General features: G+C 64.9%; 24 protein-coding genes, 1 tRNA gene and 1 pseudogene. 7 read left to right on the top strand and 19 right to left on the bottom strand.

The window, feature by feature from the left end; genetic code table 11:
• Positions 1–32: 32 nt before the first annotated feature.
• Both PM1_RS08085 and PM1_RS08080 read left to right on the top strand, forming a co-directional pair.
• Positions 33–935: a TauD/TfdA dioxygenase family protein gene (locus PM1_RS08085; RefSeq protein WP_009616948.1), complete on the top strand. Its 903-nt coding sequence runs from the start codon at positions 33–35 to the stop codon at positions 933–935.
• 198 nt (positions 936–1,133) lie between these two features.
• On the top strand, positions 1,134–2,018 hold the full coding sequence (locus tag PM1_RS08080) for a TauD/TfdA dioxygenase family protein (RefSeq protein WP_009616947.1): 885 nt from the start codon (positions 1,134–1,136) through the stop codon (positions 2,016–2,018).
• A 54-nt stretch (positions 2,019–2,072) separates the two neighbouring features.
• Here the strand turns inward: PM1_RS08080 and PM1_RS08075 are convergent.
• The 16 genes from PM1_RS08075 to PM1_RS08000 all read right to left on the bottom strand — a co-directional run bounded on the left by PM1_RS08075 (position 2,073) and on the right by PM1_RS08000 (position 14,791).
• A tRNA-Lys gene (locus PM1_RS08075) sits at positions 2,073–2,148 on the bottom strand.
• A gap of 59 nt (positions 2,149–2,207) precedes the next feature.
• Positions 2,208–2,882, bottom strand: coding sequence for a 7-cyano-7-deazaguanine synthase QueC (gene queC, locus PM1_RS08070; protein ID WP_009616946.1), 675 nt, complete (start codon positions 2,880–2,882; stop codon positions 2,208–2,210).
• Positions 2,883–2,906: 24 nt separating this feature from the next.
• Positions 2,907–3,554 (bottom strand): 7-carboxy-7-deazaguanine synthase QueE, encoded by a 648-nt coding sequence (gene queE, locus PM1_RS08065; protein ID WP_024128550.1) that lies wholly within the window; start codon positions 3,552–3,554, stop codon positions 2,907–2,909.
• A gap of 602 nt (positions 3,555–4,156) precedes the next feature.
• The gene (gene ybgF, locus PM1_RS08060; protein WP_009616944.1) at positions 4,157–4,981 is read right to left on the bottom strand and encodes a tol-pal system protein YbgF; all 825 of its coding nucleotides are present in this window, start codon (positions 4,979–4,981) and stop codon (positions 4,157–4,159) included.
• 6 nt (positions 4,982–4,987) lie between these two features.
• Positions 4,988–5,494 (bottom strand): peptidoglycan-associated lipoprotein Pal, encoded by a 507-nt coding sequence (gene pal, locus PM1_RS08055; RefSeq protein WP_009616943.1) that lies wholly within the window; start codon positions 5,492–5,494, stop codon positions 4,988–4,990.
• Positions 5,495–5,546: 52 nt separating this feature from the next.
• A complete protein-coding gene (gene tolB / locus PM1_RS08050; protein ID WP_218585322.1) occupies positions 5,547–6,791 on the bottom strand; it encodes a Tol-Pal system beta propeller repeat protein TolB in 1,245 nt (414 codons plus the stop codon).
• Positions 6,792–6,844: 53 nt separating this feature from the next.
• Positions 6,845–7,897 carry a cell envelope integrity protein TolA gene (gene tolA, locus PM1_RS08045; protein WP_009616941.1) on the bottom strand — a complete coding sequence of 351 codons (1,053 nt, stop codon included), beginning with the start codon at positions 7,895–7,897 and terminating at the stop codon, positions 6,845–6,847.
• 1 nt (position 7,898) lies between these two features.
• Positions 7,899–8,363 (bottom strand): protein TolR, encoded by a 465-nt coding sequence (gene tolR / locus PM1_RS08040; RefSeq protein WP_009616940.1) that lies wholly within the window; start codon positions 8,361–8,363, stop codon positions 7,899–7,901.
• 18 nt (positions 8,364–8,381) lie between these two features.
• Positions 8,382–9,077: a protein TolQ gene (gene tolQ / locus PM1_RS08035; protein ID WP_009616939.1), complete on the bottom strand. Its 696-nt coding sequence runs from the start codon at positions 9,075–9,077 to the stop codon at positions 8,382–8,384.
• Position 9,078: 1 nt separating this feature from the next.
• The gene (ybgC, locus tag PM1_RS08030) at positions 9,079–9,525 is read right to left on the bottom strand and encodes a tol-pal system-associated acyl-CoA thioesterase (RefSeq protein ID WP_009616938.1); all 447 of its coding nucleotides are present in this window, start codon (positions 9,523–9,525) and stop codon (positions 9,079–9,081) included.
• A gap of 52 nt (positions 9,526–9,577) precedes the next feature.
• Positions 9,578–10,642 (bottom strand): Holliday junction branch migration DNA helicase RuvB, encoded by a 1,065-nt coding sequence (gene ruvB, locus PM1_RS08025; RefSeq protein ID WP_009616937.1) that lies wholly within the window; start codon positions 10,640–10,642, stop codon positions 9,578–9,580.
• Between the two features lie 10 nt (positions 10,643–10,652).
• Positions 10,653–11,258 carry a Holliday junction branch migration protein RuvA gene (ruvA, locus tag PM1_RS08020; protein ID WP_009616936.1) on the bottom strand — a complete coding sequence of 202 codons (606 nt, stop codon included), beginning with the start codon at positions 11,256–11,258 and terminating at the stop codon, positions 10,653–10,655.
• Between the two features lie 26 nt (positions 11,259–11,284).
• Positions 11,285–11,809 (bottom strand): crossover junction endodeoxyribonuclease RuvC, encoded by a 525-nt coding sequence (gene ruvC / locus PM1_RS08015; protein WP_009616931.1) that lies wholly within the window; start codon positions 11,807–11,809, stop codon positions 11,285–11,287.
• A gap of 84 nt (positions 11,810–11,893) precedes the next feature.
• Positions 11,894–12,640 (bottom strand): YebC/PmpR family DNA-binding transcriptional regulator, encoded by a 747-nt coding sequence (locus tag PM1_RS08010; protein WP_009616929.1) that lies wholly within the window; start codon positions 12,638–12,640, stop codon positions 11,894–11,896.
• Positions 12,641–12,705: 65 nt separating this feature from the next.
• Complete coding sequence (gene aspS / locus PM1_RS08005) at positions 12,706–14,484, bottom strand: aspartate--tRNA ligase (RefSeq protein WP_009616927.1); 1,779 nt, start codon at positions 14,482–14,484, stop codon at positions 12,706–12,708.
• A 43-nt stretch (positions 14,485–14,527) separates the two neighbouring features.
• A complete protein-coding gene (locus PM1_RS08000; RefSeq protein ID WP_009616925.1) occupies positions 14,528–14,791 on the bottom strand; it encodes an FmdB family zinc ribbon protein in 264 nt (87 codons plus the stop codon).
• A gap of 216 nt (positions 14,792–15,007) precedes the next feature.
• Between PM1_RS08000 and PM1_RS07995 the strand changes: the two genes are divergently transcribed.
• The 3 genes and pseudogenes from PM1_RS07995 to PM1_RS07990 all read left to right on the top strand — a co-directional run bounded on the left by PM1_RS07995 (position 15,008) and on the right by PM1_RS07990 (position 16,289).
• Positions 15,008–15,478, top strand: coding sequence for a Dps family protein (locus PM1_RS07995; protein ID WP_009616923.1), 471 nt, complete (start codon positions 15,008–15,010; stop codon positions 15,476–15,478).
• Between the two features lie 214 nt (positions 15,479–15,692).
• Positions 15,693–15,998 (top strand): annotated as a pseudogene (locus PM1_RS31220) (cold shock domain-containing protein membrane protein); the annotation flags it as partial.
• Between the two features lie 60 nt (positions 15,999–16,058).
• Positions 16,059–16,289, top strand: coding sequence for a cold-shock protein (locus tag PM1_RS07990; RefSeq protein ID WP_134163507.1), 231 nt, complete (start codon positions 16,059–16,061; stop codon positions 16,287–16,289).
• Positions 16,290–16,914: 625 nt separating this feature from the next.
• Here the strand turns inward: PM1_RS07990 and PM1_RS07985 are convergent.
• The 3 genes from PM1_RS07985 to PM1_RS07975 form a co-directional block, all read right to left on the bottom strand.
• Positions 16,915–17,121, bottom strand: a complete 207-nt coding sequence (locus tag PM1_RS07985) for a SlyX family protein (protein ID WP_009616920.1) — start codon at positions 17,119–17,121, stop codon at positions 16,915–16,917.
• A 5-nt stretch (positions 17,122–17,126) separates the two neighbouring features.
• Positions 17,127–17,549: an HIT family protein gene (locus PM1_RS07980; RefSeq protein ID WP_009616918.1), complete on the bottom strand. Its 423-nt coding sequence runs from the start codon at positions 17,547–17,549 to the stop codon at positions 17,127–17,129.
• Between the two features lie 168 nt (positions 17,550–17,717).
• Entirely contained in the window at positions 17,718–18,296 is a 579-nt protein-coding gene (locus PM1_RS07975; protein ID WP_152604468.1) for a hypothetical protein, read from the bottom strand.
• On the opposite strand from PM1_RS07975, the gene PM1_RS07970 reads away from it, so the two are divergent.
• A complete protein-coding gene (locus PM1_RS07970; protein WP_009616916.1) occupies positions 18,271–19,593 on the top strand; it encodes an OprD family porin in 1,323 nt (440 codons plus the stop codon). The two genes, PM1_RS07975 and PM1_RS07970, sit on opposite strands and share 26 nt — an antisense overlap.
• Positions 19,594–19,753: 160 nt before the next feature.
• Positions 19,754–21,469 (top strand): proline--tRNA ligase, encoded by a 1,716-nt coding sequence (locus PM1_RS07965; protein WP_009616915.1) that lies wholly within the window; start codon positions 19,754–19,756, stop codon positions 21,467–21,469.
• The last annotated feature ends 4 nt before the right edge of the window (positions 21,470–21,473 follow it).

Genomic DNA, 21,473 nt, shown 5'->3' with positions numbered 1-21,473 from the left:
GCAGTACCACCTACAGCAATGAGGAACACGAGATGAGCAACGCAGCACAAGCCATTCGACCCGCCGTACAACTCGACATCCACCCGGTGGCCGGGCGCATCGGCGCCGAGATCCGCGGTGTGACGCTTTCCGGCCAGCTGGACGCGGCCACGGTCGAGGCCATCCAGGCCGCCCTGGTGAAGCACAAGGTGATCTTCTTCCGCGGCCAGAGCCAGCTCGACGACCAGGGCCAGGAAGCCTTCGCCAAGCTGCTCGGCGAGCCGGTGGCGCACCCGACGGTGCCGGTGCGCGACGGCACCGAATACCTGCTCGAACTGGACGGCGCCGAAGGCCGCCGGGCCAACTCCTGGCACACCGACGTGACCTTCGTCGAGGCCTACCCGAAGGCCTCGATCCTGCGCAACGTGGTGGCCCCGGAGGCCGGCGGCGACACCGTCTGGGCCAACACCGCGACCGCCTACGACGACCTCAGCGACGAACTCAAGGCCCTGGCCGACAAGCTCTGGGCGGTGCACAGCAACGAATACGACTACGCCGCCATCAAACCCAACGCCGACCCGGCGCGCCTGGAGCAGTACCGCAAGGTGTTCACCTCCACCGTCTACGAGACCGAGCACCCGGTGGTGCGCGTGCACCCCGTCAGCGGCGAACGCAACCTGCTGCTGGGGCACTTCGTGAAGCGCCTGAAGGGCCTGTCGCAGCATGACTCCCAGCATCTGTTCGCGGTGCTGCAGAGCCACGTCACCCGCCTGGAGAACACCGTGCGCTGGCGCTGGCAGGCCGGCGACGTGGCCATCTGGGACAACCGCGCCACCCAGCACTACGCGGTGGACGACTACGGCACCCAGCCGCGCATCGTGCGGCGCGTGACGCTGGCCGGCGAGGTGCCGGTGGGGGTGGATGGGCAGCGGAGCCGGACCGTCAGGAAAGCCTGAAAGCACAGCAAGAGCCCCTCTCCCTAACCCTCTCCCTGAAGGGAGAGGGGACTGGATCGGCATCAAGCGGAACAACCTCTCTCGCCTGCAAGCATGCAGCAGGAAGACAGCAAGGTCCGCTTCACACGGATACCCCCTCTCCCTTCAGGGAGAGGGCTGGGGAGAGGGCAACCCAAACCCGATACGGAGCACCCAAGCATGAGCCAATCCGCCGCCCTGAAGATCGCCCCCGCCCCCTTCACCATCATCCCCCTCGACGCCCCACTGGGCGCCGAGGTCCGCGGCCTGGACGCACGCCAGCCGCTGACGCCCGAGCAGATCCTGGCGATCAAGCAGGCCCACCGCGACCACCACATCCTCATCTTCAGGAACCAGCAACTGGACGATCGGCAGTACCTGAATTTCGCCACCCTGTTCGGCGCGGTGTTCCAGCCGCCGGCGGACGTGCCGGTGCTGTCTTCCGGCGTCGACGGCAAGGCCCCGGACATCGTCAAGGTGGCCAATACCGGCGATGGCGAACTGGGCAACTTCGCCCTGCCCGCGCACATCGACCACCAGTGGACGCCGCTGCCCTCCTCCGGCTCCTTCCTCTACGCGCTGGAAGTGCCGAGCCAGGGCGGCGAAACCCTGTTCACCAACCTGGCGCTCGCCTACCAGAGCCTGGACGCAGCCACGCGCAAGGAAATCGACGACCTGCGGCTGATCAGCTACAACCCCTTCGTGCGCCTGAAGAACGGCTATTCGGGCGGCTTCGTCACCTACCGCACCCCGGACATCGAGCCGATCCAGGGCACCGAGCACCCGCTGGTGCGCACCCATCCGGAAAGCGGCAAGCGCGTGCTCTACCTCAGCGTCCACACCGAAGTGGAAATCCCCGGCCACGAGCCGCAGCAGGGCAAGGCCCTGGTCGAGCGCCTGCGCGCCCACCTGCAGAAGCCGGAGCTGATCTACAGCCACAAATGGCAGGTCGGCGACATCGTCTGGTGGGACAACCAGGCCACCCTGCACGGCCGCAACGCCTTCCCGGCCAGCGAGCGGCGCCGCCTGAAGCGCATCAGCCTGGGCGGCAGCCGGCCGTTCTGAGTTTCCCGAGGGCAAAGAAAAAGCCCCTGGCCGATGGCCAGGGGCTTTGCGAAGTGGTGGGTCGTGTAGGATTCGAACCTACGACCAATTGGTTAAAAGCCAACTGCTCTACCGACTGAGCTAACGACCCAACGCGAGGCGTATAATACTGATTTCTAACGCAAAAACAACACCTTTACGAAAAATTTTTCAGAAATATCGCGTAGGGTCTGAAATTCCCGCCGCGGCGAAGCCTTCGGCGCGCAGGCGGCAACTGTCGCACTTGCCGCAGGCACGGCCTGCGTCGTCCGCCTGGTAGCAGCTCACGGTGAGCGCGTAGTCCACGCCGCGGGCCACGCCGGCCTGGATGATCTGCGCCTTGGAGAGGAACTGCAGCGGCGCCTGGATGCGGAAACCATCGCCTTCCACCCCGGCCTTGGTGGCCAGGTTGGCCATGCGCTCGAAGGCCTCGACGAACTCGGGGCGGCAGTCCGGGTAGCCGGAATAGTCCACGGCGTTGACGCCGATGAAGATGTCCCGCGCACCGAGCACCTCGGCCCAGCCCAGGGCCAGGGAAAGGAATACGGTGTTGCGCGCTGGCACGTAGGTCACCGGGATGCCCTCGCTGGGCGCCTCGGGCACGGCAATGCTGCTGTCGGTCAGCGCCGAGCCGCCGATGCCGTCGAGGTTCAGACCGATGACCTTGTGCTCGACCACGCCCAACTGGCGGGCCACGCGCTCGGCGGCCTGGAGTTCGGCGCGGTGGCGCTGGCCATAGTCGAAGCTCATGCTGTAGCAGGCGTAGCCCTCGGCCTTGGCCATGGCTACCACGGTGGCGGAGTCGAGCCCGCCGGAGAGCAGGATGACGGCTTTCTTCTGAGTCATGTGGTTACCCTTCCCGTCCGCGCCTCAGCGGCCCGGTTCGTCGTTCCAGAGGATCTTGTGCAGTTGCATCTGGAAGCGCACCGGCAGGTTGTCGGCGACTATCCAGTCGGCCAGCTCGCGCGGCGCCAGCTGGTGATGGCTCGGCGAGAACAGCACTTCGCCGGCGCGCTCGTCGAGGCGGTATTCGATCAGCTTGGACACCGCCCAGTCGTAGTCCTCGCGGGAGCAGAGGACGAACTTGACCTGGTCGTTGCCGGTGAGCTCGGCGATGTTCTCGTAGCGATTGCGGCGCACCTCGCCGGAGCCCGGGGTCTTCAGGTCAAGCACCCGGCTGACGCGGCGGTCGGTGGCGGAGATGTCCAGCGCGCCGCTGGTCTCCAGGGATACCGAGTAACCGGCGTCGCACAGGCGCTGCAGCAGCGGCAGGCAGTTGGGTTGCGCCAGCGGCTCGCCGCCGGTGACGCAGACGTAGCGCGGCCGGTAGCCGGCGACGGTTTCGAGGATGCTGTCCAGGCTGCGGATCTCGCCGCCACTGAAGGCGTAGGCGGAGTCGCAGTACTGGCAACGCAGGGGGCAGCCGGTCAGGCGCACGAACACGGTCGGCAATCCGACGGTGCGCGCTTCCCCCTGCAACGAGTAGAAGATCTCGGTGATTCGCAGGGTCTGTTGCATATCAGCCACGGGCGTGACGGCTACACAGGCCATCCGCCTCCGTTGCGGTGTAATCGAACGAACGCCAGGCGTTCGGGAATTCCCGGGCGGGCAGACATCAGCCGAGCTGAAACCGCTCCGCGGCTCCGGGTGGCGGCGATTCTAACGGAAAACCAGGTGTTCGGCGCGCAGAGTCGTTCGTTCGGGTGTAACGGGCGGGCACGCTTTTCGTAGGGGCTAAGCTGCTCGTGCCACCGGGGCGTCCGGCGTGGCCGGTGAATCCAATCGCGGACAAAGTCCGCTCCTACACCCGCGCTTCCCTGAACCGTAGGAGCAACTGTCTGCGTCGAGGAGCTTTTCGTAGGATGGGTTGAGCTTGCGATACCCATCGGGCCATGGTGATGGGTATCGCTTCGCTCAACCCATCCTACGGGACTCGTGCCACCGGGGCGTCCGGCGTGGCCGGTGAATCCAATCGCAGAAACCTCCGGGTGAGGATCAGAGCGCGGGATAAAGGTTCGCGAGCAAGCTCGCTCCTACAGGAGGAGCATGTCCCGCTGGAATGAAAAACGCCGTTTCCCCCTGCTGGAAGAAACGGCGTTTTCAGATGAACGACAAGAGGCTTACTTGAGGCTCTTCAGGTCCCGCTGGGCCAGTTGGGCCGCGGAGCTGCCCGGGTACTGGGCAACCACCTGCTGGAGGATGCCACGGGCCTTGTCGTTGTTACCCAGGCGACGCTCCACGTCGGCCAGCTTGTACAGCGAGTCCGGCACCTTGGGGCTGCTCGGGTAGGCCTGGCTGACCTTGGCGAAGGCCTGGCCAGCGCCCTGCAGGTCGCCCTTGGCCAGGTTCACCTCGCCCAGCCAGTACTGCGCGTTGCCGGCGTACTGGCTGCTGGGGTATTTGCGCAGGAAGGCGCCGAAGGCCTGGCTGGCCTTGTCGAAGTCCTTGGCCTTGATCAGGTCGAAAGCCGCATCGTAGTAGAGCTTCTCTTTCGCCGGATCGCCCGGCTCGCTGCTCGCGGGCTGGGCCTGTTGCTGCTGGGCGGCAGCGGCGCCGGCCGCTGCGCCCGCACCGGCGGCGCTGCCGTCGGTGGAGGGGTTCTGGGCTGCCGGAGCGGAGGAAAGGCGGCGGTCGAGGTCCTGATAACGCTCGAGGCTTTCCTGCTTCAGCTGCTGGATCTGGTTCTGCTGCTCTTCGAGGGTGCCGCGCAGGCGGGCGATCTCGTCCTGCATCTGCTGCAGTTGCAGGAACAGCTGGGCTTGCCCGGAGACGGGAGCGGCCGAAGCCGCCCCGCCACCGGCATAAGCACCATCAGCACCTGCGGTGCCGTACCCCGCGGGCGGCGCGCTGGCGTAACCGCCATCGTTACCATCCACCACCGGAACCGCGGCCGCCGCCATCAGCGGCAGGCCGCAGACCATCAAGGTCAGGAGTCGCAGGCGCATAGGGTCTTACTTCTTCAGCTCAACGCGACGGTTCTGAGCCCAGGACTGTTCGTCGTGGCCGGTGGCAACCGGACGCTCTTTACCGTAGGAAACCAGTTCCAGCTGAGCCGGGGACACGCCCTGCAGCACCAGATAGCGCTGAACGGCCTTGGCGCGACGCTCACCCAGAGCCATGTTGTACTCGCGGGTGCCGCGTTCGTCGGTGTGGCCTTCCAGGACGACGTGCTGGCCGCTGCCTTTCAGGTCTTTGGCGTGTACGTCCAGAGCGCGCATGGCTTCCGGCTTCAGGTCGGAGCTGTCGTACTCGAAGTAGAAGGTGGTGATCGCACGCAGAGCGGCTTCGTCGCTCAGGCTGCCGTCAACGGCACCGCTGTTGGCGCCGTAGCCAGCGTTCGGGTCAACGCCGCCATTGGCGCCTTCACCAGTAGCATCGCCTTTCTTGGACGAGCAACCTACGGCTACGGCCATGGCGAGGGCGATAACGGCAAATTTGCCGAATTTCAGCATTTCCATCATGTAACTCCTAATGAACCCCAGTGTATAAGTTTGGAACAGTTGGCAACCGTCAGTTCAGGTAAGGGGACCAGGATGGCTCGCGCACGTCGCCCTGAGCGGTGGGTAGCGGTAACCGAACACGTCCGTTGATGCTGGCGAGCATCAACACGCCCCGGTCCTGCTGGCGGGTGGCGTATATTAGCATCGTGCCATTTGGCGCAACAGTGGGCGAATCGTTCAGCGTGGTGTTCGAAAGCACCCGCAGATTGCCGCGTTGCAGGTCCTGGGCGGCGATCTGGAAGTTGGTGAAACCTTCCTGGCGGTGGACCATCACCAGGGTCTTCTCGTCGGCCGAGAGTTTCGGGTTGGCGTTGTAGTTGCCGGTGAAGGTCACGCGGTCGGTGGCGCCGCTGTTGACGTTCATCTTGTAGATCTGCGGCTTGCCGCCACGGTCCGAGGTGAAGTACAGGGTCGAGCCGTCCTTGCCCCAGAAGGGTTCGGTGTCGATGGCCGCGTTGTTGGTCAGGCGGCGCAGCTGGCGCGAGCCCAGGTCCATCAGGTAGATCTCCGGGTTGCCGTCGCGCGACAGCACCAGGGCCAGGCGGTTGCCGTCCGGGGAGAACGCCGGGGCGCCGTTGAGGCCTTCGAAGTTGGTCAGTTGCTCGCGGCGGCCGGTATCCACGTACTGCATGAAGATGCGCGGGCGCTTCTGCTCGAAGGACACGTAGGCGATGCGCCGGCCGTCCGGCGAGAAGCGCGGCGAGAGGATCGGCTCGCGCGACTGCAGCAGGGTCACCGGGCGGGCGCCGTCGTAGTCGGCGCGCTGCAGGGTGAAGCGGGTGTTGTCGGCGGAGAAGCGCTCGGCGGTCACGTAGAGCAGCTTGGTGGAGAAGGCGCCCTTGATGCCGGTGAGCTTCTCGAACGACTGGTCGGCGATGAAGTGCGACATGTCGCGCAGCTGCTCGACGCTGCCGCCGACGCTGCCGGTGACGATCTGCTGCTGGGTGGCGACGTTGAACAGGCCGTACTGCACCTGCAGGCGGCCGCCGGCCGGGGTGATGTTGCCGATCAGCACGTATTGCGCGCCCAGGGCCTGCCAGTCGCGGTAGATCACCTCGCTGGCCTGGGCCGGCAGGCTGATCATGTTCTGCCGCGGGATCGGCTCGAAGTAGCCGGAGTTGCGCAGGTCGTTGCCGATGATGTTGGCCATGTCGTCGGGCAGGACGTTGCCGCCCTGCCAGCCGAAGGGCACCACGGCGATCGGCACGGCGCGATCGGCGCCGCTGGTCACCAGAATGTTCTTCTCATCTGCCATCGCCACGCCTGCCACGCAGAGCAGGGCGACGAGCAATCCTCTGAAAATCTTGATCACAGCGTGAGGTCCTCAGGCGTGAAGGTCATCTTGAAGGAACGGTAGGGATTGAAGTCCTTGGGACTCAGGCCCTGCATTTCAGTAATGCGACCGACGTTCCTCACGGCGTTCACCGCGGAACTGTCGAACGCCTTGTCGCCGCTGGAGCGGACGACGGTCGCATTGGTGATGGTGCCATCGGGCAGCATGTTGATCTGCACGGTAACACTCATGCCGTTACGGGCCGATGGCGGACGCGACCAGCCCTCGGATACCCGGGAGCGGATCAGGTCGTCGAAGTTGCCTGCCACCTCGTTGCCCTGTTCGTCGGCCAGGGCCTGCTGCCGCTGCGTGTCGTCGGACAGCAGTTCGGCCAGGGCCTGGGCCTTCTTGTCTTCCTGAGCCTTCTTCGCTGCAGCTTGGGCCGCGGCCTTCTTCTTCGCGGCGTCGGCGGCCGCCTTCTTCTTGGCGTCCTCCGCGGCGGCGAGTTTCTTGGCCTGCTCCGCAGCTTTCTTCTTGGCCTCTTCGGCGGCCTTCTTCTTGGCCTCCTCCGCGGCTTGTTTCTTGGCTTCTTCCTCGGCTTGCTTCTTGGCCTCTTCCTCGGCCTTCTTCTTGGCGATGTCGGCCTGCTGCTTCTGCGCCGCAGCCTTGGCCTCGGCCGCCTTCTTGGCGGCGTCCGCGGCCTTCTTCGCCTCGGCGGCCTTGGCTGCTTCCGCAGCTTTCTCGGCCTCCGAAGCCTTTCGAGCCTCATCGGCTTTCTTTTGTTCCGCAGCTTTCGCTTCGGCTATGGCTTGCTGCTCGACCTTCTTTTGCTCCAGCTGTTCCTGCTCGTACTGCTTGGCAGAGGTCTTCTTCGCCTCCCCGGCGATCTTCTGGTTGGTCTGCTGCGTGGCCTGGCTCTTGGACTTGAGCTGGTAGAGCGTAGCCTGGACGATCGGACGCGCAGGCGGCAACTCGGGCGTCATGGCCCAGCTGACGAAGAGCATCGCGAAAATCAGGACGTGCAGCGCTACCGCCAGTACGACCGGCCAGAAGTAGCTTTCCGATGGAGAGCGTTCGAGTTGGTGCATATCAGCTTCCGGGCGCCTCGGTGATCAGCCCGACGTTACCTACACCGGCCTTCTGCAACCCGCCCATGACAGCCATGACGGAGCCGTAGTCGACAGCCTTGTCGCCACGCACGAAGACCTGCACTTTCTTACCCTGACGGCTGTTCTCGGCCATGATGCCGGTGGCTGCGCTCACCAGTTGGTCGAGATTGATCGCGGTCTGACTGCCCTTGCCCTGGTCAGGATCGACTTCCGAACCCATGTTCCAGTAGTAGGTCTTGTCGGCCTTGATCGAAATGGTCAGCACCCGCGAATCGTTGTCCTGCGGGAGCACTTCGCTGGAAACCTTGGGCAGGTCGACCTTGACCCCCTGGTTCAGCATCGGTGCGGTCACCATGAAAATGACCAGCAGTACCAGCATCACGTCGATGTATGGCACCACGTTCATTTCCGCGACCGGCTTGCGTTTATGACGGACCCTTGCCATGTCGGCTTACCTCTCTGGTCAATCGTCGCTGGCGTGGACTTTGCGGTGCAGGATGGCCTGGAACTCGTCGGCGAAGGTGTAGTAGCGGCCGATCAGCATTTCCGAGCGCGCGGCGAAGCGGTTGTAGGCGATGACCGCGGGGATCGCGGCGAACAGGCCGATGGCGGTGGCGACCAGGGCCTCGGCGATGCCGGGGGCGACGGTGGCCAGGGTGGCCTGCTGCACGGCGGCCAGGCCGCGGAAGGAGTTCATGATGCCCCAGACGGTGCCGAACAGACCGATGTACGGGCTGGTGGAACCGACGGTGGCGAGGAACGGCAGGCTGGTTTCCAGCTTCTCTTCCTCACGGGAGATGGCCACGCGCATGGAACGGGCCACGCCTTCCATCACCGCGTCCGGGTCGACGCCGGGCTGCTGGCGCAGGCGCGAGAATTCCTTGAAGCCGGCACGGAAGATCTGCTCCACGCCCGAGTCCGGGTCGGGGTTGCTGCCGGCCTGGCGGTACAGCTTGGACAGGTCGATGCCCGACCAGAAGCGTTCTTCGAAGCCATCCAGGGCTTTCTTGGCCGAGCGCATCATGTTGCTGCGCTGGAAGATCATGATCCAAGAAGTGACCGAGGCGGCCACCAGGGTGAGCATGACCAGTTGCACCACGATACTGGCGTTGCTGATCAGGCTCCACATGGAGGTATGGTCGACGACGTTCGGTTCCACGTTATTCTCCTGCTGAAAGGGTGTCCGGAGTGCCGGCAAATGCCGCACGCAACGCTTCGGGGATGGCGCGGGGCTTCAGGTTGTCGGCCCGCACGCACGCCACCAGGAAGCGGCCCTCGCATAACAGGGCCGAATCCGACGCTCGACGAACCTGTTGACGGAACCGCAGGCTCGCACGGTTCAACTCCTCGACCTCGGCGCTGACGACCAGTTCGTCGTCCAGGCGAGCCGGCGCGTGGTAGCGCGCTTCGGCCGAATGAACGACGAAAAGCAGGTTCTCACCTGCCAGCTGGGATTGGGCGAAGCCCAAAGCCCGCAGCCGCTCGGTGCGAGCCCGCTCCATGAACTTGAGGTAGTTGACGTAGTAGACGATGCCGCCTGCATCGGTGTCCTCGTAATAGACCCGGAATCGATGCTCGAACGGCTGACCCCCGTGTTGCGCGCGCATACTCTAGAACCAAGTTGGGGCTTTGCCAATCGGCAATCAGCCACAAATGCAATTAATTACCATCTTCAGGGGAGAAAAGATCCGGCATCGCCCCCTCGCCCATCCGCTTCGGCAACTTCAGGCCGAAATGCAGGTATGCATGCCGGGTGACCACCCGTCCCCGCGGCGTGCGCATGATATAGCCTTGCTGGATCAAATAGGGCTCCAGCACGTCCTCGATCGTATGTTTTTCTTCGCCGATGGCCGCGGCGATGTTGTCCAGCCCCACCGGCCCGCCGTCGAACTTGTCGATCATGGTCAGCAGTAGACGCCGGTCCTGGTGGTCGAAGCCACGTTCGTCGACGTCCAGCAGGTTCAGCGCCTTGTCCGCCACCTCGCTGCTGATCGCCCCGCTGGCGCGCACTTCGGCGAAATCGCGCACGCGGCGCAGCAGGCGGTTGGCGATGCGCGGCGTGCCACGGGCGCGGCGGGCGATCTCGAAGGCGCCGGCCGGGTCCATGTCCAGGCCGAGGATGCCGGCCGAACGGGCGACGATGGTCGCCAGGTCGTCGACGCTGTAGAACTCCAGGCGCTGGACGATGCCGAAGCGGTCGCGCAGCGGGTTGGTCAGCATGCCGGCGCGAGTGGTGGCGCCGACCAGGGTGAAGGGCGGCAGGTCGAGCTTGATGGAGCGCGCCGCCGGCCCTTCGCCGATCATGATGTCGAGCTGGAAGTCTTCCATCGCCGGGTACAGCACCTCTTCGACGATGGGCGAGAGGCGGTGGATCTCGTCGACGAAGAGCACGTCGCCCGGCTCGAGATTCGTCAGCAGCGCGGCGAGATCGCCCGGGCGCTCCAGCACCGGGCCGGAGGTGCTCTTGATGGCCACGCCCATCTCCTGGGCGATGATGTTCGCCAGGGTGGTCTTGCCCAGGCCCGGCGGGCCGAAGATCAGCGTGTGGTCCAGGGCCTCCTTGCGGCCGCGGGCGGCGCTGATGAACAGCTCCATCTGCTCGCGCACGCTGGGCTGGCCGATGTAGTCGGACAGGCTCAGCGGGCGGATGGCGCGGTCCAGCTGCTCCTCGCGCTCGCGAGGGCCGGCGGTGGCGGCCGAGATCAGGCGATCGGTCTCGATCATGCGCGGCTACCTAGACCATGCCCTTGAGCGAGCGGCGGATGAGTTCTTCGCTGGACAAATCTTTTTCCTCCACGGCGGCCACGGCGCGGCTCGCCTCCTGGGGCTTGAAGCCTAGCGCGATCAGCGCGCTGACGGCATCGGCCTCGGCGCTTGAGACTGTTGCGGCCAGTTTCGGTTCCGCCACCAGGGGGGCGATGGTCGGCATGTTCTCCCAGGCCTTGAAGCGGTCCTTGAGCTCCACCAGCAGGCGCTCGGCGGTCTTCTTGCCGACCCCGGGGATCTTCACCAGGGTGGAAGTATCCTGCGCCTGCACGCAACGCACCAGCTCATCCACTTCCAGGCCCGACATCAGGGCCAGGGCCAGCTTGGGGCCGACGCCGTTGAGGCGGATCAGCTCGCGGAACAGCTCGCGCTCGCGCTTCTCGGCGAAGCCGTAGAGCAGGTGGGCATCTTCGCGCACCACCAGGTGCGTGTGCAGGGTCACCGGCTCGCCGAGGGCGGGCAGGCGATAAAGGGTGGTCATCGGCACTTCCAGCTCGTAGCCGATGCCGTTGACGTCGAGGATCAGGTGCGGCGGCTGCTTTTCCGCCAGGGTGCCACGCAGGCGTCCAATCACGGCTCAGGGTCCTTGCAGGTTGTCGGTCAAAGGCGCAGGCGCCCGCCGCGGCGGCGCGCGGTGGACAGGCCATGGGGCACCAGGCTCTGCCGGGTGTGGGCGTGGCACAGGGCGATGGCCAGGGCGTCGGAGGCGTCGATCTGCGGTTTCTGCGTCAGTTTCAGCAGGTGCATGACCATCATCTGGACCTGCAGCTTGTCGGCCCCGCCGGTGCCGGCGATGGCCTGCTTGACCTGGCTGGCGGTGTATTCGGCGATTTCCAGCCCCTCCTCCGCCGCCGCCACTATGGCCGCGCCGCGGGCCTGGCCAAGCTTGAGCGCGGAGTCGGCGTTGCGCGCCATGAACACCTGCTCGATGCCCATCATGCTCGGGTGGTAGGTCTGGATGACCTCGCGCACGCCGCGGAAGACGATCTGCAGGCGTTCGTGCAGGGCGCCGCTGCCGGTGCGGATGCAGCCGGAGGCGACATATTCGCAGCCGCGGCCGGTGTCCCTCACCACGCCGAAGCCGGTGATGCGCGAGCCGGGGTCGATGCCTAGGATCAGGGTCATGTGCCGGATACCAAAAGCCGGAAGCCGGAGCGGTCGAATCCGACGGCTCCGGCTTCCGGCGCGAGGCCCATGTCGGGGATGGCGTCAGCCAAGCTGCGCCATCACCTCTTCGGGGATGTCCGCGTTGGAGTAGACGTTCTGCACGTCGTCCAGGTCCTCGAGCATGTCGATCAGCTTGAGCACCTTCTGCGCGGTCTCCAGGTCCAGGGTCGCGGTGGTCGAGGGAATCATCGAGATCTCCGCTTCCTCGCCCTTGAAGCCGGCGGCGGTCAGCGCCTCGTTCACCGCGATGAAGTCGGCGAAGCTGGTGAAGACGTCGATGGAGCCGTCGTCGTTGGTCACCACGTCGTCGGCGCCGGCCTCCAGGGCCGCTTCCATCAGGGCATCCTCGTCGACGCCGGGGGCGAAGCTGATCTGCCCCTTGCGGTCGAACATGTAGGCCACCGAGCCATCAGTGCCGAGGTTGCCGCCGCACTTGCTGAAGGCATGGCGCACTTCCGCCGCGGTGCGGTTGCGGTTGTCGGTCATGGCCTCGACGATGATCGCCACGCCGCTGGGCGCGTAACCTTCGTAGGTCAGTTCTTCCATGTTGTCCGCGTCGTTCGAGCCGGCGCCACGGGCGATGGCGCGATCGATGGTGTCGCGGGTCATGTTGGCGGTCAGCGCCTTGTCCACGGCCAGGCGCAGACGTGGGTTGTCAGCCGGGTTGCCGCCGCCCTGCTTGGCGGCGACCGTCAGTTCGCGGATCAGCTTGGTGAAGATCTTCCCGCGCTTGGCGTCCTGACGCTCCTTGCGGTGCTTGATGTTGGCCCATTTGGAATGACCAGCCATAACTCACTCCGTCTAGCTTGTTGCGGCGGCGGCGCAGGCTGTGCGCCGCCGCGGTTCATCTGGAATTACTCGGCGGCCTTCTGCTGCTCGCGCAGGCGGATGTGCAGCTCGCGCAGGGCCTTGCCGTCCACGGTGCCCGGAGCCTGGGTCATGACGTCGCCGGCGCTCTGGGTTTTCGGGAAGGCGATCACTTCGCGGATCGACGCGGCGCCGGTCATCAGCATCACCAGGCGGTCCAGGCCGAAGGCCAGGCCACCGTGCGGCGGGGCACCGTACTTGAGGGCGTCAAGGAGGAAGCCGAACTTCTCTTCCTGCTCCGCATCGTCGATGCCCAGCACGCGGAACACCGCCTGCTGCATGGACTTGTCGTGGATACGGATGGAACCGCCGCCCAGCTCGGTGCCGTTGAGCACCATGTCGTAGGCGCGGGACAGCGCGGCGGCCGGGTTGGCCTCCAGCTCTTGCGGGCTGCACTTGGGCGAAGTGAACGGATGGTGCAGCGAAGTCAGGCTGCCGTCGTCGTTCTCTTCGAACATCGGGAAGTCCACGACCCACATCGGCGCCCACTCCTTGGTGAGCAGGTTGAGGTCATGGCCCACCTTGATGCGCAGCGCGCCCAGGGCGTCGCAGACGACCTTGGCCTTGTCGGCGCCGAAGAACACGATGTCGCCATCGACCGCACCGACGCGATCGAGGATCACGTTCAGGTTCGGCTCGGCGATGTTCTTGACGATCGGCGACTGCAGGCCTTCCACGCCCTTGGCGCGTTCGTTGACCTTGATGTAGGCCAGGCCCTTGGCGCCGTAGATGCCGACGAACTTGGTGTAGTCGTCGATCTGCTTGCGCGGCATGCTCGCCCCGCCCGGAACGCGCAGGGCGGCGACGCGGCCCTTGGGATCGTTGGCCGGGCCGGAGAAGACCTTGAACTCGACTTCCTTGAGCTGGTCGGCGACGTCCACCAGTTCCAGCGGGATGCGCAGGTCCGGCTTGTCCGAGCCGTAGCGGCGCATGGCCTCTTCGAAAGGCATGTGCGGGAATTCGTCGAACTCCACGTCCAGCACTTCCTTGAACAGCTGGCGCACCATCTTCTCGGTGATGGCGATGATGTCGCTCTCGTCGAGGAAGCTGGTCTCGATGTCGATCTGGGTGAATTCCGGCTGGCGGTCGGCGCGCAGGTCCTCGTCGCGGAAGCACTTGGCGATCTGGTAGTAGCGGTCGAAGCCGGCGACCATCAGCAGTTGCTTGAACAGCTGCGGCGACTGCGGCAGGGCGAAGAAGTGGCCCGGGTAGGTGCGGCTGGGCACCAGGTAGTCGCGCGCGCCCTCGGGGGTCGGGCGGCCGAGGATCGGCGTCTCGACGTCGAGGAAGCCGTTGTCGTCCAGGTAGCGGCGGATGCTGCTGGTGATGCGCGCGCGCAGCTTCAGCTTGGCGGCCATTTCCGGACGGCGCAGGTCGATGAAGCGGTAGCGCAGGCGGGTTTCCTCGCCCACATCGGAATATTCGTCCAGCGGGAACGGCGGAGTCTCAGCCTGGTTCAGCACGTCCAACTCGTAGCCCAGCACCTCGATGGCGCCGGAGGCCATGTTGGCGTTGCGTGCGCCTTCCGGACGCATGCGCACCTTGCCGGTGACCTTGACCACGTACTCGCTGCGCACGCGGTCGGCCTTGGCGAAGGTTTCGGCGCGATCCGGGTCGAACACCACCTGGGCCAGGCCTTCGCGGTCACGGATGTCGAGGAAGATCACCCCGCCGTGGTCGCGGCGGCGGTGCACCCAACCGCAAAGCGTGACTTCCTGGCCGTCCAGGCTCTCGTTCAATTGGCCGCAATAGTGGCTGCGCATCATGGTGTGTTTCGCTTCTCGCAAGTCTTGGATTCGAGGGAACCGCTCATTCGCCGGCGGCACAGGCGCCCGAGCCGCAGCCCGTGGCGGGGCAGGCGGGCTCGGCGGACGCCAGGTTCTTCTTCGCGCCGGTCTTGAAGTCGGTTTCGTACCAGCCGCCGCCGCTCAGGCGGAAGCCGGGGGCGGAGACCATCTTCTTCAATTCCGGGGCCTGGCAGGCCGGGCAATCGACCAGCGGCGCATCGCTGAGCTTCCGCATGGCTTCCAGCTGATGGCCGCAGGAACGGCATTGGTATTCGTAAATCGGCATCGGGACACCTTGGCTGCTACATGGCCGCGGGCCCGCATCCCGCGGCAAAGGCGCGGATTATAGCCTGAAAAAACCATGACTTGCAGCCGCCCTCCAGCGGCCCCCGCGGCGGGCAGTCGATAGAAATCCTCTATCGGAAGCTTTGATTCAAACCAAAAGGCTCCCGTCAAAGCCCGTGCTAGCCTGACCGGGAATTTTCATCAAGAGGAAGACGCCATGGAAATCGACATCGGCATCGCCGAACAGGACCGCGCCGCCATCGCCGAAGGGCTCTCGCGCCTGCTGGCCGATACCTACACCCTCTACCTGAAGACCCACAACTTCCACTGGAACGTCACCGGGCCGATGTTCAACACCCTGCACCTGATGTTCGAGGGGCAGTACACCGAGCTGGCCCTGGCGGTGGACAGCATCGCCGAGCGCATCCGCGCCCTCGGCTTCCCGGCGCCGGGCACCTACGCCGCCTACGCCCGCCTCTCCTCTATAAAGGAAGAGCAGGACGTGCCGGACGCCCAGGAAATGATCCGCCTGCTGGTCCAGGGCCAGGAAGCCGTGGTGCGCACCGCGCGCAGCATCTTCCCGCTGGCCGACAAGGCAGCCGACGAGCCCACCGCCGACCTGCTGACGCAACGCATGCAGGTCCACGAGAAGACCGCGTGGATGCTGCGCAGCCTGCTCGCCCACTGACGCTCCCCGCCGGGCCCGGCATCATGCCGGGCCCCTCTGCTCGCCCAGGCGCTAAGCGGTTGATTTGAGAAGGCTATCGGTTTGCTGTTAAATACCGCCCGTGCGCCTCGCGCATAGGCCGCCGGCCTCTTTCAGGTCATTTTCATCGCTGCGAACCAGACCGCACGACCGGCTGCTTCTCTTTACGCTTATCGCTCAAGGTGAATCCATAACCATGCTGAAAATCGTCCACCTGCTAACGGGCGTTGCCGCCCTCGTGTTGTCCTTCGCACCCTCGCTGCGCACCGATGCCATCCCCTACCTGCAGAACCCCGACGCCGTCTACCTGGCCCTGCTCGGCCTGACCGCCCTGCTGCTCACCCCCGCCAGCCAGCGGGTGCAACAGCTGCAGAGCCTGGTATCGGCGCTGATCGCCCTGGCCGTGGTCCTGCAGATCCTCATCCTGCTGGCGCCGCTGCCGTCCATCGGCGACCAGCCGGCCATCGTCCTGCCCCTGCTGATCCTGGCCGTCGCCGTGGCCCTGCAACTCGCCGGCCGACTGCAGAAGCGCCCCAGCGCAAGCACAGCGCCCGAAGCCCCGATCAGCGACGAGAACCGCGAGACCGGCACCGTGAAGTGGTTCAACACCTCCAAGGGCTTCGGCTTCATCTCCCGCGACACCGGCGAGGACATCTTCGTGCACTTCCGCGCCATCCGTGGCGAAGGGCACCGTATCCTCATCGAGGGCCAGCGCGTGGAGTTCTCCGTGGTGCAACGCGACAAGGGCCTGCAGGCGGAGGATGTGATCGCCGCCCTGCCCGGCCGCCGCTGAGGAACGAGCCGAAGCGCCGATCGGCGCATGCTGGTTGCTTGAGACAGATGCCGTTTCCCTCCATGGGGAAACGGCATTTTTCATTTTTGGCTCAAGAGCGCCCCCCGGCTGCGCGCCCTGCCTGGAAGGGAGAGCGGGCTGTTCGTGCCACCGGGGTGTCCGGCGTGGCCGGTGAATCCAATCGCGGACAAGTCCGCTCCTACGCCCGCGCTTCCCTGTAACCGTAGGAGCAACTGTCTTGCAAGCCGCGCCGGGGTGCTCTTCGTAGGATGGGTTGAGCTTGCGAAACCCATGCGGTCATGGCGATGGGTATCGCTTCGCTCAACACCATCCTACGGGTCTTGTGCTTGCCGGAGGGTGTAGGAGCGGACTCCGTCCGCGATTCGGCGGATAACGCCGTAGGCGTTATGCGCCCTACGGATTTCCAGAGAAACCTCCGCGCACGCCGAAACGCCCCTTCAGAAGGCCGAGCGAAACCCGCGCTCGCGGAAATGACGAGGGCAGGAGGATGGCGCCAAACCAAGAAGCCGCTCAGAACAACCCCCTCACCCTTCGGGAGAGGGGGCTCTTAAACGCCACCGGCAGACACCAGCCCCGTAAACGACGCTGCCTCTACTACCACCACTCAATAATGCGGCGGCGGCACATCATCCTCGGCAATACCGACCTGCCCCTGCAGGTCTTCCAGGCGCTTGAGCAGCACCTGCATCTGCAGGCGCAGGCGCTCGATCAGCCGCTCCTGCTCATAGACCACGTCGCTCAGCGTCTGCAGGGCGTCATCCTGGAACGCCAGCCGGCTCTCCAGATCGGTTACCCGTTCCTCCAGGCTCATGGCATTCACTCCTCGAAACGAAAGGCGTCGCCCAGGGCCATGCGCAGCTTGCCGCGCACCGCCAGCAACTCCTCGGGCGTGTAGGGGCGCGCCGGATGCCGGCCCCAGACGGGGCCCGGCCAGGCCGCGTCGTCGCGGCGCCGCACGATGACGTGCATGTGCAATTGGCTGACCACGTTGCCCAGGTTGGCGACGTTCATCTTGTCGGCCTTGAAGGTGTCCTTGAGCACTTCCGCCAGATGGGTCGCCTCGCGCCACAGCTCCTGCTGCTCGTCCGGCGCCAGTTGGAAGATCTCGCTGACATCGTCGCGGCGCGGCACGAGGATGAGCCAGGGATATTGCGCATCGTTCATCAGCAGCAGGCGGCTCAGGGGAAAGTCGCCCAGCGCGATGGTGTCCTGCTGCAGGCGGGAATCCAAGACGAACATCTGACTTCTCCTGTTCGACCAGTCTTGAAATAGAAGCTTAGCCCCCTCGGGGGAGCGCTGGGCGCGCAGGATACTAGAGGCAGGCGGGGAACGGCAGCCGTCCCGCGGCGGCGCGGCACCCTATTCGTGCACTGCGCCAAATCGGGGCACTTTCCGACAACAGGGAAGCTAAGGCATCTGCTGCCTACGGAAAGGAACCTGGCAGGAAAACCCCGGCTTCTCGAACGAACCTGCAACCCCGGGCGAGCGCCAAGGGAGTAAGGCAAGCCGCAAATATTCTCGCAACATCTTGAAATCTGCGCGCCAACGGCATACACCGTGCAGCATCCGGAACGATGGCGAAACCTTCGAGGGGACGAATCGGGTTTTGAGCACGGATGTTGCTAGATGCTCGCCACCGGGAAGAACAAACAAAAGCGCGGATCGCAACTGAGCAAAAAACAACCAGAAGATACGCGACATCACCAAGGGGAAATACCAAGGGGAAATAAAAGAAACGAGTGTCAAGTGGTCGCGTAACCAGATTCTCAAGATGAGACCTACTTGGAAGCGACACTTGTCATACATGTTTGCGACAGTGCCATAAAGAAACCGTTTGAAGTTTCCGGCAACTATCGCCAAGACAACACGCGTGCTATAAGTTAGCGCCGACAAGAAGAACGAGCCGTCACCGCGGCACATAGTGATGGCAAATAATTTCAAAACCAAAGGAGCAATCACGATGAAAGTGATGAAGTGGAGCGCCATTGCCCTGGCGATTTCTGCAGCCACCTCGCAACTGGCCATGGCCGAAGCCTTCGTCAGCGACCAAGCGGAATCCAAAGGCTTTGTCGAAGACAGCAGCCTGAACTTCCTGGTTCGCAACTACTACTTCAACCGCAACAAGAAAGATGGCGCCGCTGACGCCCGTGACTGGACCCAAGGTTTCTGGGCCAACTACAACTCCGGCTTCACTCAGGGTACTGTCGGTTTCGGCGTTGACGCCTTCGGCTACCTGGGCCTGAAACTGGATGGCGGCAGCGGTTATGGCGCCACCGGCAACCTGCCGGTCCACGACGACGGCGACAAGGCCGACGACTACGGCAAAGCCGGTGCAGCCGTCAAAGTCCGCGTATCCAAGACCGAGCTGAAATTCGGCGACATGCAGCCCACCGCACCGGTATTCGCCGTTGGCGGTACCCGCCTGCTGCCGCAGACCGCTACTGGCTTCAGCCTGATGAGCAGCGAGATCGCAGGTCTGGACGTCGAGGCAGGTCACTACTATTCCGGCACTGGCCAGACCACCACCAACCGCGATGGTGACATCTGGGCCACCTATGCCGGCATCGACGCCAGCTCCGCCGATTTCGTCGGCGGCAAGTACGCCTTCAACGACAACTTCAGCGCATCGCTGTACGGCGCCAAGCTGGAAGACATCTGGAAGCAGTACTACGTCAACCTGAACTACACCCTGCCGATCGCCGACTCCCAGTCCCTGGGCTTCGACTTCAACTACTACAACACCAAGGATGAAGGCAGCGCGAAAGCTGGCGACATCAGCAACAACACCTTCTCCCTGGCCGCCGCCTACACCCTGAGTGCCCACACCTTCACCCTGGCCTTCCAGAAGGTGAACGGCAACACTCCGTTCGACTACATCGGTATCGGTGACAACAACGAAGCGGCGGACTCGATCTTCCTCGCCAACTCCGTCCAATACTCCGACTTCAACGGCCCGGGCGAAAAATCCTGGCAGGCTCGTTACGACCTGAACATGGCCGAGTACGGCGTACCTGGCCTGACCTTCATGGCTCGCTACATCAACGGTAAGGACATCGACGGCACCAAGATCGATCCGACCAGCGCCTACGCTGCCTACGGCTACGGCGAAGATGGCAAGCACCACGAAACCAACGTGGAAGCCAAGTACGTCGTCCAGAGCGGCCCGGCGAAGGACCTGTCCTTCCGCATCCGCCAAGCCTGGCACCGCGCCAACTCCGACCAGGCCGAAGGCGATATCGACGAGTTCCGCCTGATCGTCGACTACCCGCTGTCCGTTCTGTAACCGGAACGACCGCAGGTCAAGGAAAGCCCGGCCCCGCGCCGGGCTTTTCCTTTTCCGCGTTCCGCGGCATCCGGCTCCCCCGGCCGCGCCCTGTACGGCGCCAGGCACGCACCGTACAATGCCCGCCTACCCCTGTCTCGCTATCGAATAACGGCCAACCATGCGTACCAGTCAGTACCTGCTGTCCACCCTGAAAGAAACCCCTGCCGATGCCGTGGTGATCAGCCACCAGTTGCTGCTGCGCGCCGGCATGATCCGCAAGCTGGCCTCGGGTCTCTACACCTGGCTGCCGATGGGCCTGCGGGTGCTGCGCAAGGCCGAGACCATCGTCCGCGAAGAAATGAACGCCGCCGGCGCCCTGGAAGTGCTGATGCCGGCCGTGCAGCCCGCCGAGCTGTGGCAGGAATCCGGCCGCTGGCAGCAGTACGGCCCCGAGCTGCTGCGCCTGAAGGACCGCCACGACCGCGAGTTCTGCGTCGGCCCGACCCATGAAGAGGTCATCACCGACCTGGCGCGCAATGAGCTGTCCAGCTACAAGCAGCTGCCGATCAACTTCTACCAGATCCAGACCAAGTTCCGTGACGAGATCCGTCCGCGCTTCGGCCTGATGCGCGGCCGCGAGTTCATCATGAAGGACGCCTACTCCTTCCACATGAACCAGGAGTCGCTGCAGCAGACCTACGACGGCATGTACACGGCCTACTGCAAGATCTTCACCCGCCTGGGCCTGGATTTCCGTCCCGTGCAGGCCGACAACGGCTCCATCGGCGGCAGCGGCTCCCACGAATTCCACGTGCTGGCCAACTCCGGCGAGGACGACATCGTCTTCAGCGACAGCTCCGACTACGCCGCCAACATCGAGAAGGCCGAGGCCGTACCGCGTGAAACCGCGCGCGGCGCCGCCACCGAGGAACTGCGCCTGGTCGATACCCCGGACACCAAGACCATCGCCGACCTGGTGGAGAAGTTCGGCCTGCCCATCGAGAAGACCATCAAGACCCTGGTGGTCCGCGGCGCCGAGGAAGGCAAGCTGGTCGCCCTGGTGGTCCGCGGCGACCATGAGCTGAACGAGATCAAGGCCGCCAACCTGCCCCAGGTCGCCAGCCCCCTGCAGATGGCCAGCGAAGCCGAGATCAAGGCCGCCATCGGCGCTGCCCCCGGCTCCCTCGGCCCGCTGAACCTGCCGCTGCCCTGCATCGTCGACCGCTCGGTGGCCCTGATGAGCGACTTCGCCATCGGCGCCAACCTCGACGACAAGCACTACTTCGGCGTGAACTGGGAACGCGACCTGCCGCTGCCGGAAGTCGCCGACCTGCGCAACGTCGTCGCCGGCGACCCCAGCCCCGACGGCAAGGGCACCCTGGTGATCCGCCGCGGCATCGAGGTCGGCCACATCTTCCAGCTCGGCACCAAGTACAGCGAGGCGATGGGCCTTTCCGTGCTCAGCGAGCAGGGCAAGCCGGTCACCCTGATCATGGGCTGCTACGGCATCGGCGTCTCCCGCGTGGTCGCCGCCGCCATCGAGCAGAACAACGACGAGCGCGGCATCCTCTGGCCGGCCGCCCTGGCGCCCTTCCAGGTCGCCATCGTGCCGCTGAAGTACGAGACCGAAAGCGTGCGCGAGGCCACCGACAAGCTCTACGCCGAGCTGACCGCCGCCGGCTACGAAGTGCTGCTGGACGACCGCGACAAGAAGACCAGCCCCGGCGTGAAGTTCGCCGACATGGAGCTGATCGGCATCCCGCACCGCATCGTGGTCAGCGACCGCGGCCTGGGCGAAGGCACCCTGGAGTACAAGGGCCGTCGCGACAGCGAGTCGCAGAACATCGCCGTGGCCGACGTGATGAGCTTCCTCAAGGCGAAGATCGGCAACTGAGCAG

This window comes from Pseudomonas sp. M1 (assembly GCF_022760135.1).
GTDB lineage: Bacteria > Pseudomonadota > Gammaproteobacteria > Pseudomonadales > Pseudomonadaceae > Pseudomonas > Pseudomonas citronellolis.
Note: the sequence above shows the minus strand (reverse complement) of the source record. Positions and strands in the feature narration are given on the sequence as shown.

Coding starts and splice junctions, on each gene's coding strand:
- queE (WP_024128550.1), bottom strand. CDS start 3,554: ATGCAACAGACCCTGCGAATCACCGAGATCTTCTACTCGTTGCAGGGG.
- queC (WP_009616946.1), bottom strand. CDS start 2,882: ATGACTCAGAAGAAAGCCGTCATCCTGCTCTCCGGCGGGCTCGACTCC.
- tolA (WP_009616941.1), bottom strand. CDS start 7,897: ATGCACCAACTCGAACGCTCTCCATCGGAAAGCTACTTCTGGCCGGTC.
- ruvC (WP_009616931.1), bottom strand. CDS start 11,809: ATGACCCTGATCCTAGGCATCGACCCCGGCTCGCGCATCACCGGCTTC.
- ruvB (WP_009616937.1), bottom strand. CDS start 10,642: ATGATCGAGACCGATCGCCTGATCTCGGCCGCCACCGCCGGCCCTCGC.
- ybgC (WP_009616938.1), bottom strand. CDS start 9,525: ATGCGCGCGCAACACGGGGGTCAGCCGTTCGAGCATCGATTCCGGGTC.
- ybgF (WP_009616944.1), bottom strand. CDS start 4,981: ATGCGCCTGCGACTCCTGACCTTGATGGTCTGCGGCCTGCCGCTGATG.
- aspS (WP_009616927.1), bottom strand. CDS start 14,484: ATGATGCGCAGCCACTATTGCGGCCAATTGAACGAGAGCCTGGACGGC.
- tolB (WP_218585322.1), bottom strand. CDS start 6,791: ATGGCAGATGAGAAGAACATTCTGGTGACCAGCGGCGCCGATCGCGCC.
- PM1_RS07970 (WP_009616916.1), top strand. CDS start 18,271: ATGAAAGTGATGAAGTGGAGCGCCATTGCCCTGGCGATTTCTGCAGCC.
- PM1_RS08080 (WP_009616947.1), top strand. CDS start 1,134: ATGAGCCAATCCGCCGCCCTGAAGATCGCCCCCGCCCCCTTCACCATC.
- PM1_RS07980 (WP_009616918.1), bottom strand. CDS start 17,549: ATGTTCGTCTTGGATTCCCGCCTGCAGCAGGACACCATCGCGCTGGGC.
- PM1_RS07995 (WP_009616923.1), top strand. CDS start 15,008: ATGGAAATCGACATCGGCATCGCCGAACAGGACCGCGCCGCCATCGCC.
- pal (WP_009616943.1), bottom strand. CDS start 5,494: ATGGAAATGCTGAAATTCGGCAAATTTGCCGTTATCGCCCTCGCCATG.
- PM1_RS07965 (WP_009616915.1), top strand. CDS start 19,754: ATGCGTACCAGTCAGTACCTGCTGTCCACCCTGAAAGAAACCCCTGCC.
- PM1_RS08010 (WP_009616929.1), bottom strand. CDS start 12,640: ATGGCTGGTCATTCCAAATGGGCCAACATCAAGCACCGCAAGGAGCGT.
- PM1_RS07975 (WP_152604468.1), bottom strand. CDS start 18,296: ATGGCGCTCCACTTCATCACTTTCATCGTGATTGCTCCTTTGGTTTTG.
- PM1_RS08000 (WP_009616925.1), bottom strand. CDS start 14,791: ATGCCGATTTACGAATACCAATGCCGTTCCTGCGGCCATCAGCTGGAA.
- PM1_RS08085 (WP_009616948.1), top strand. CDS start 33: ATGAGCAACGCAGCACAAGCCATTCGACCCGCCGTACAACTCGACATC.
- tolR (WP_009616940.1), bottom strand. CDS start 8,363: ATGGCAAGGGTCCGTCATAAACGCAAGCCGGTCGCGGAAATGAACGTG.
- PM1_RS07985 (WP_009616920.1), bottom strand. CDS start 17,121: ATGAGCCTGGAGGAACGGGTAACCGATCTGGAGAGCCGGCTGGCGTTC.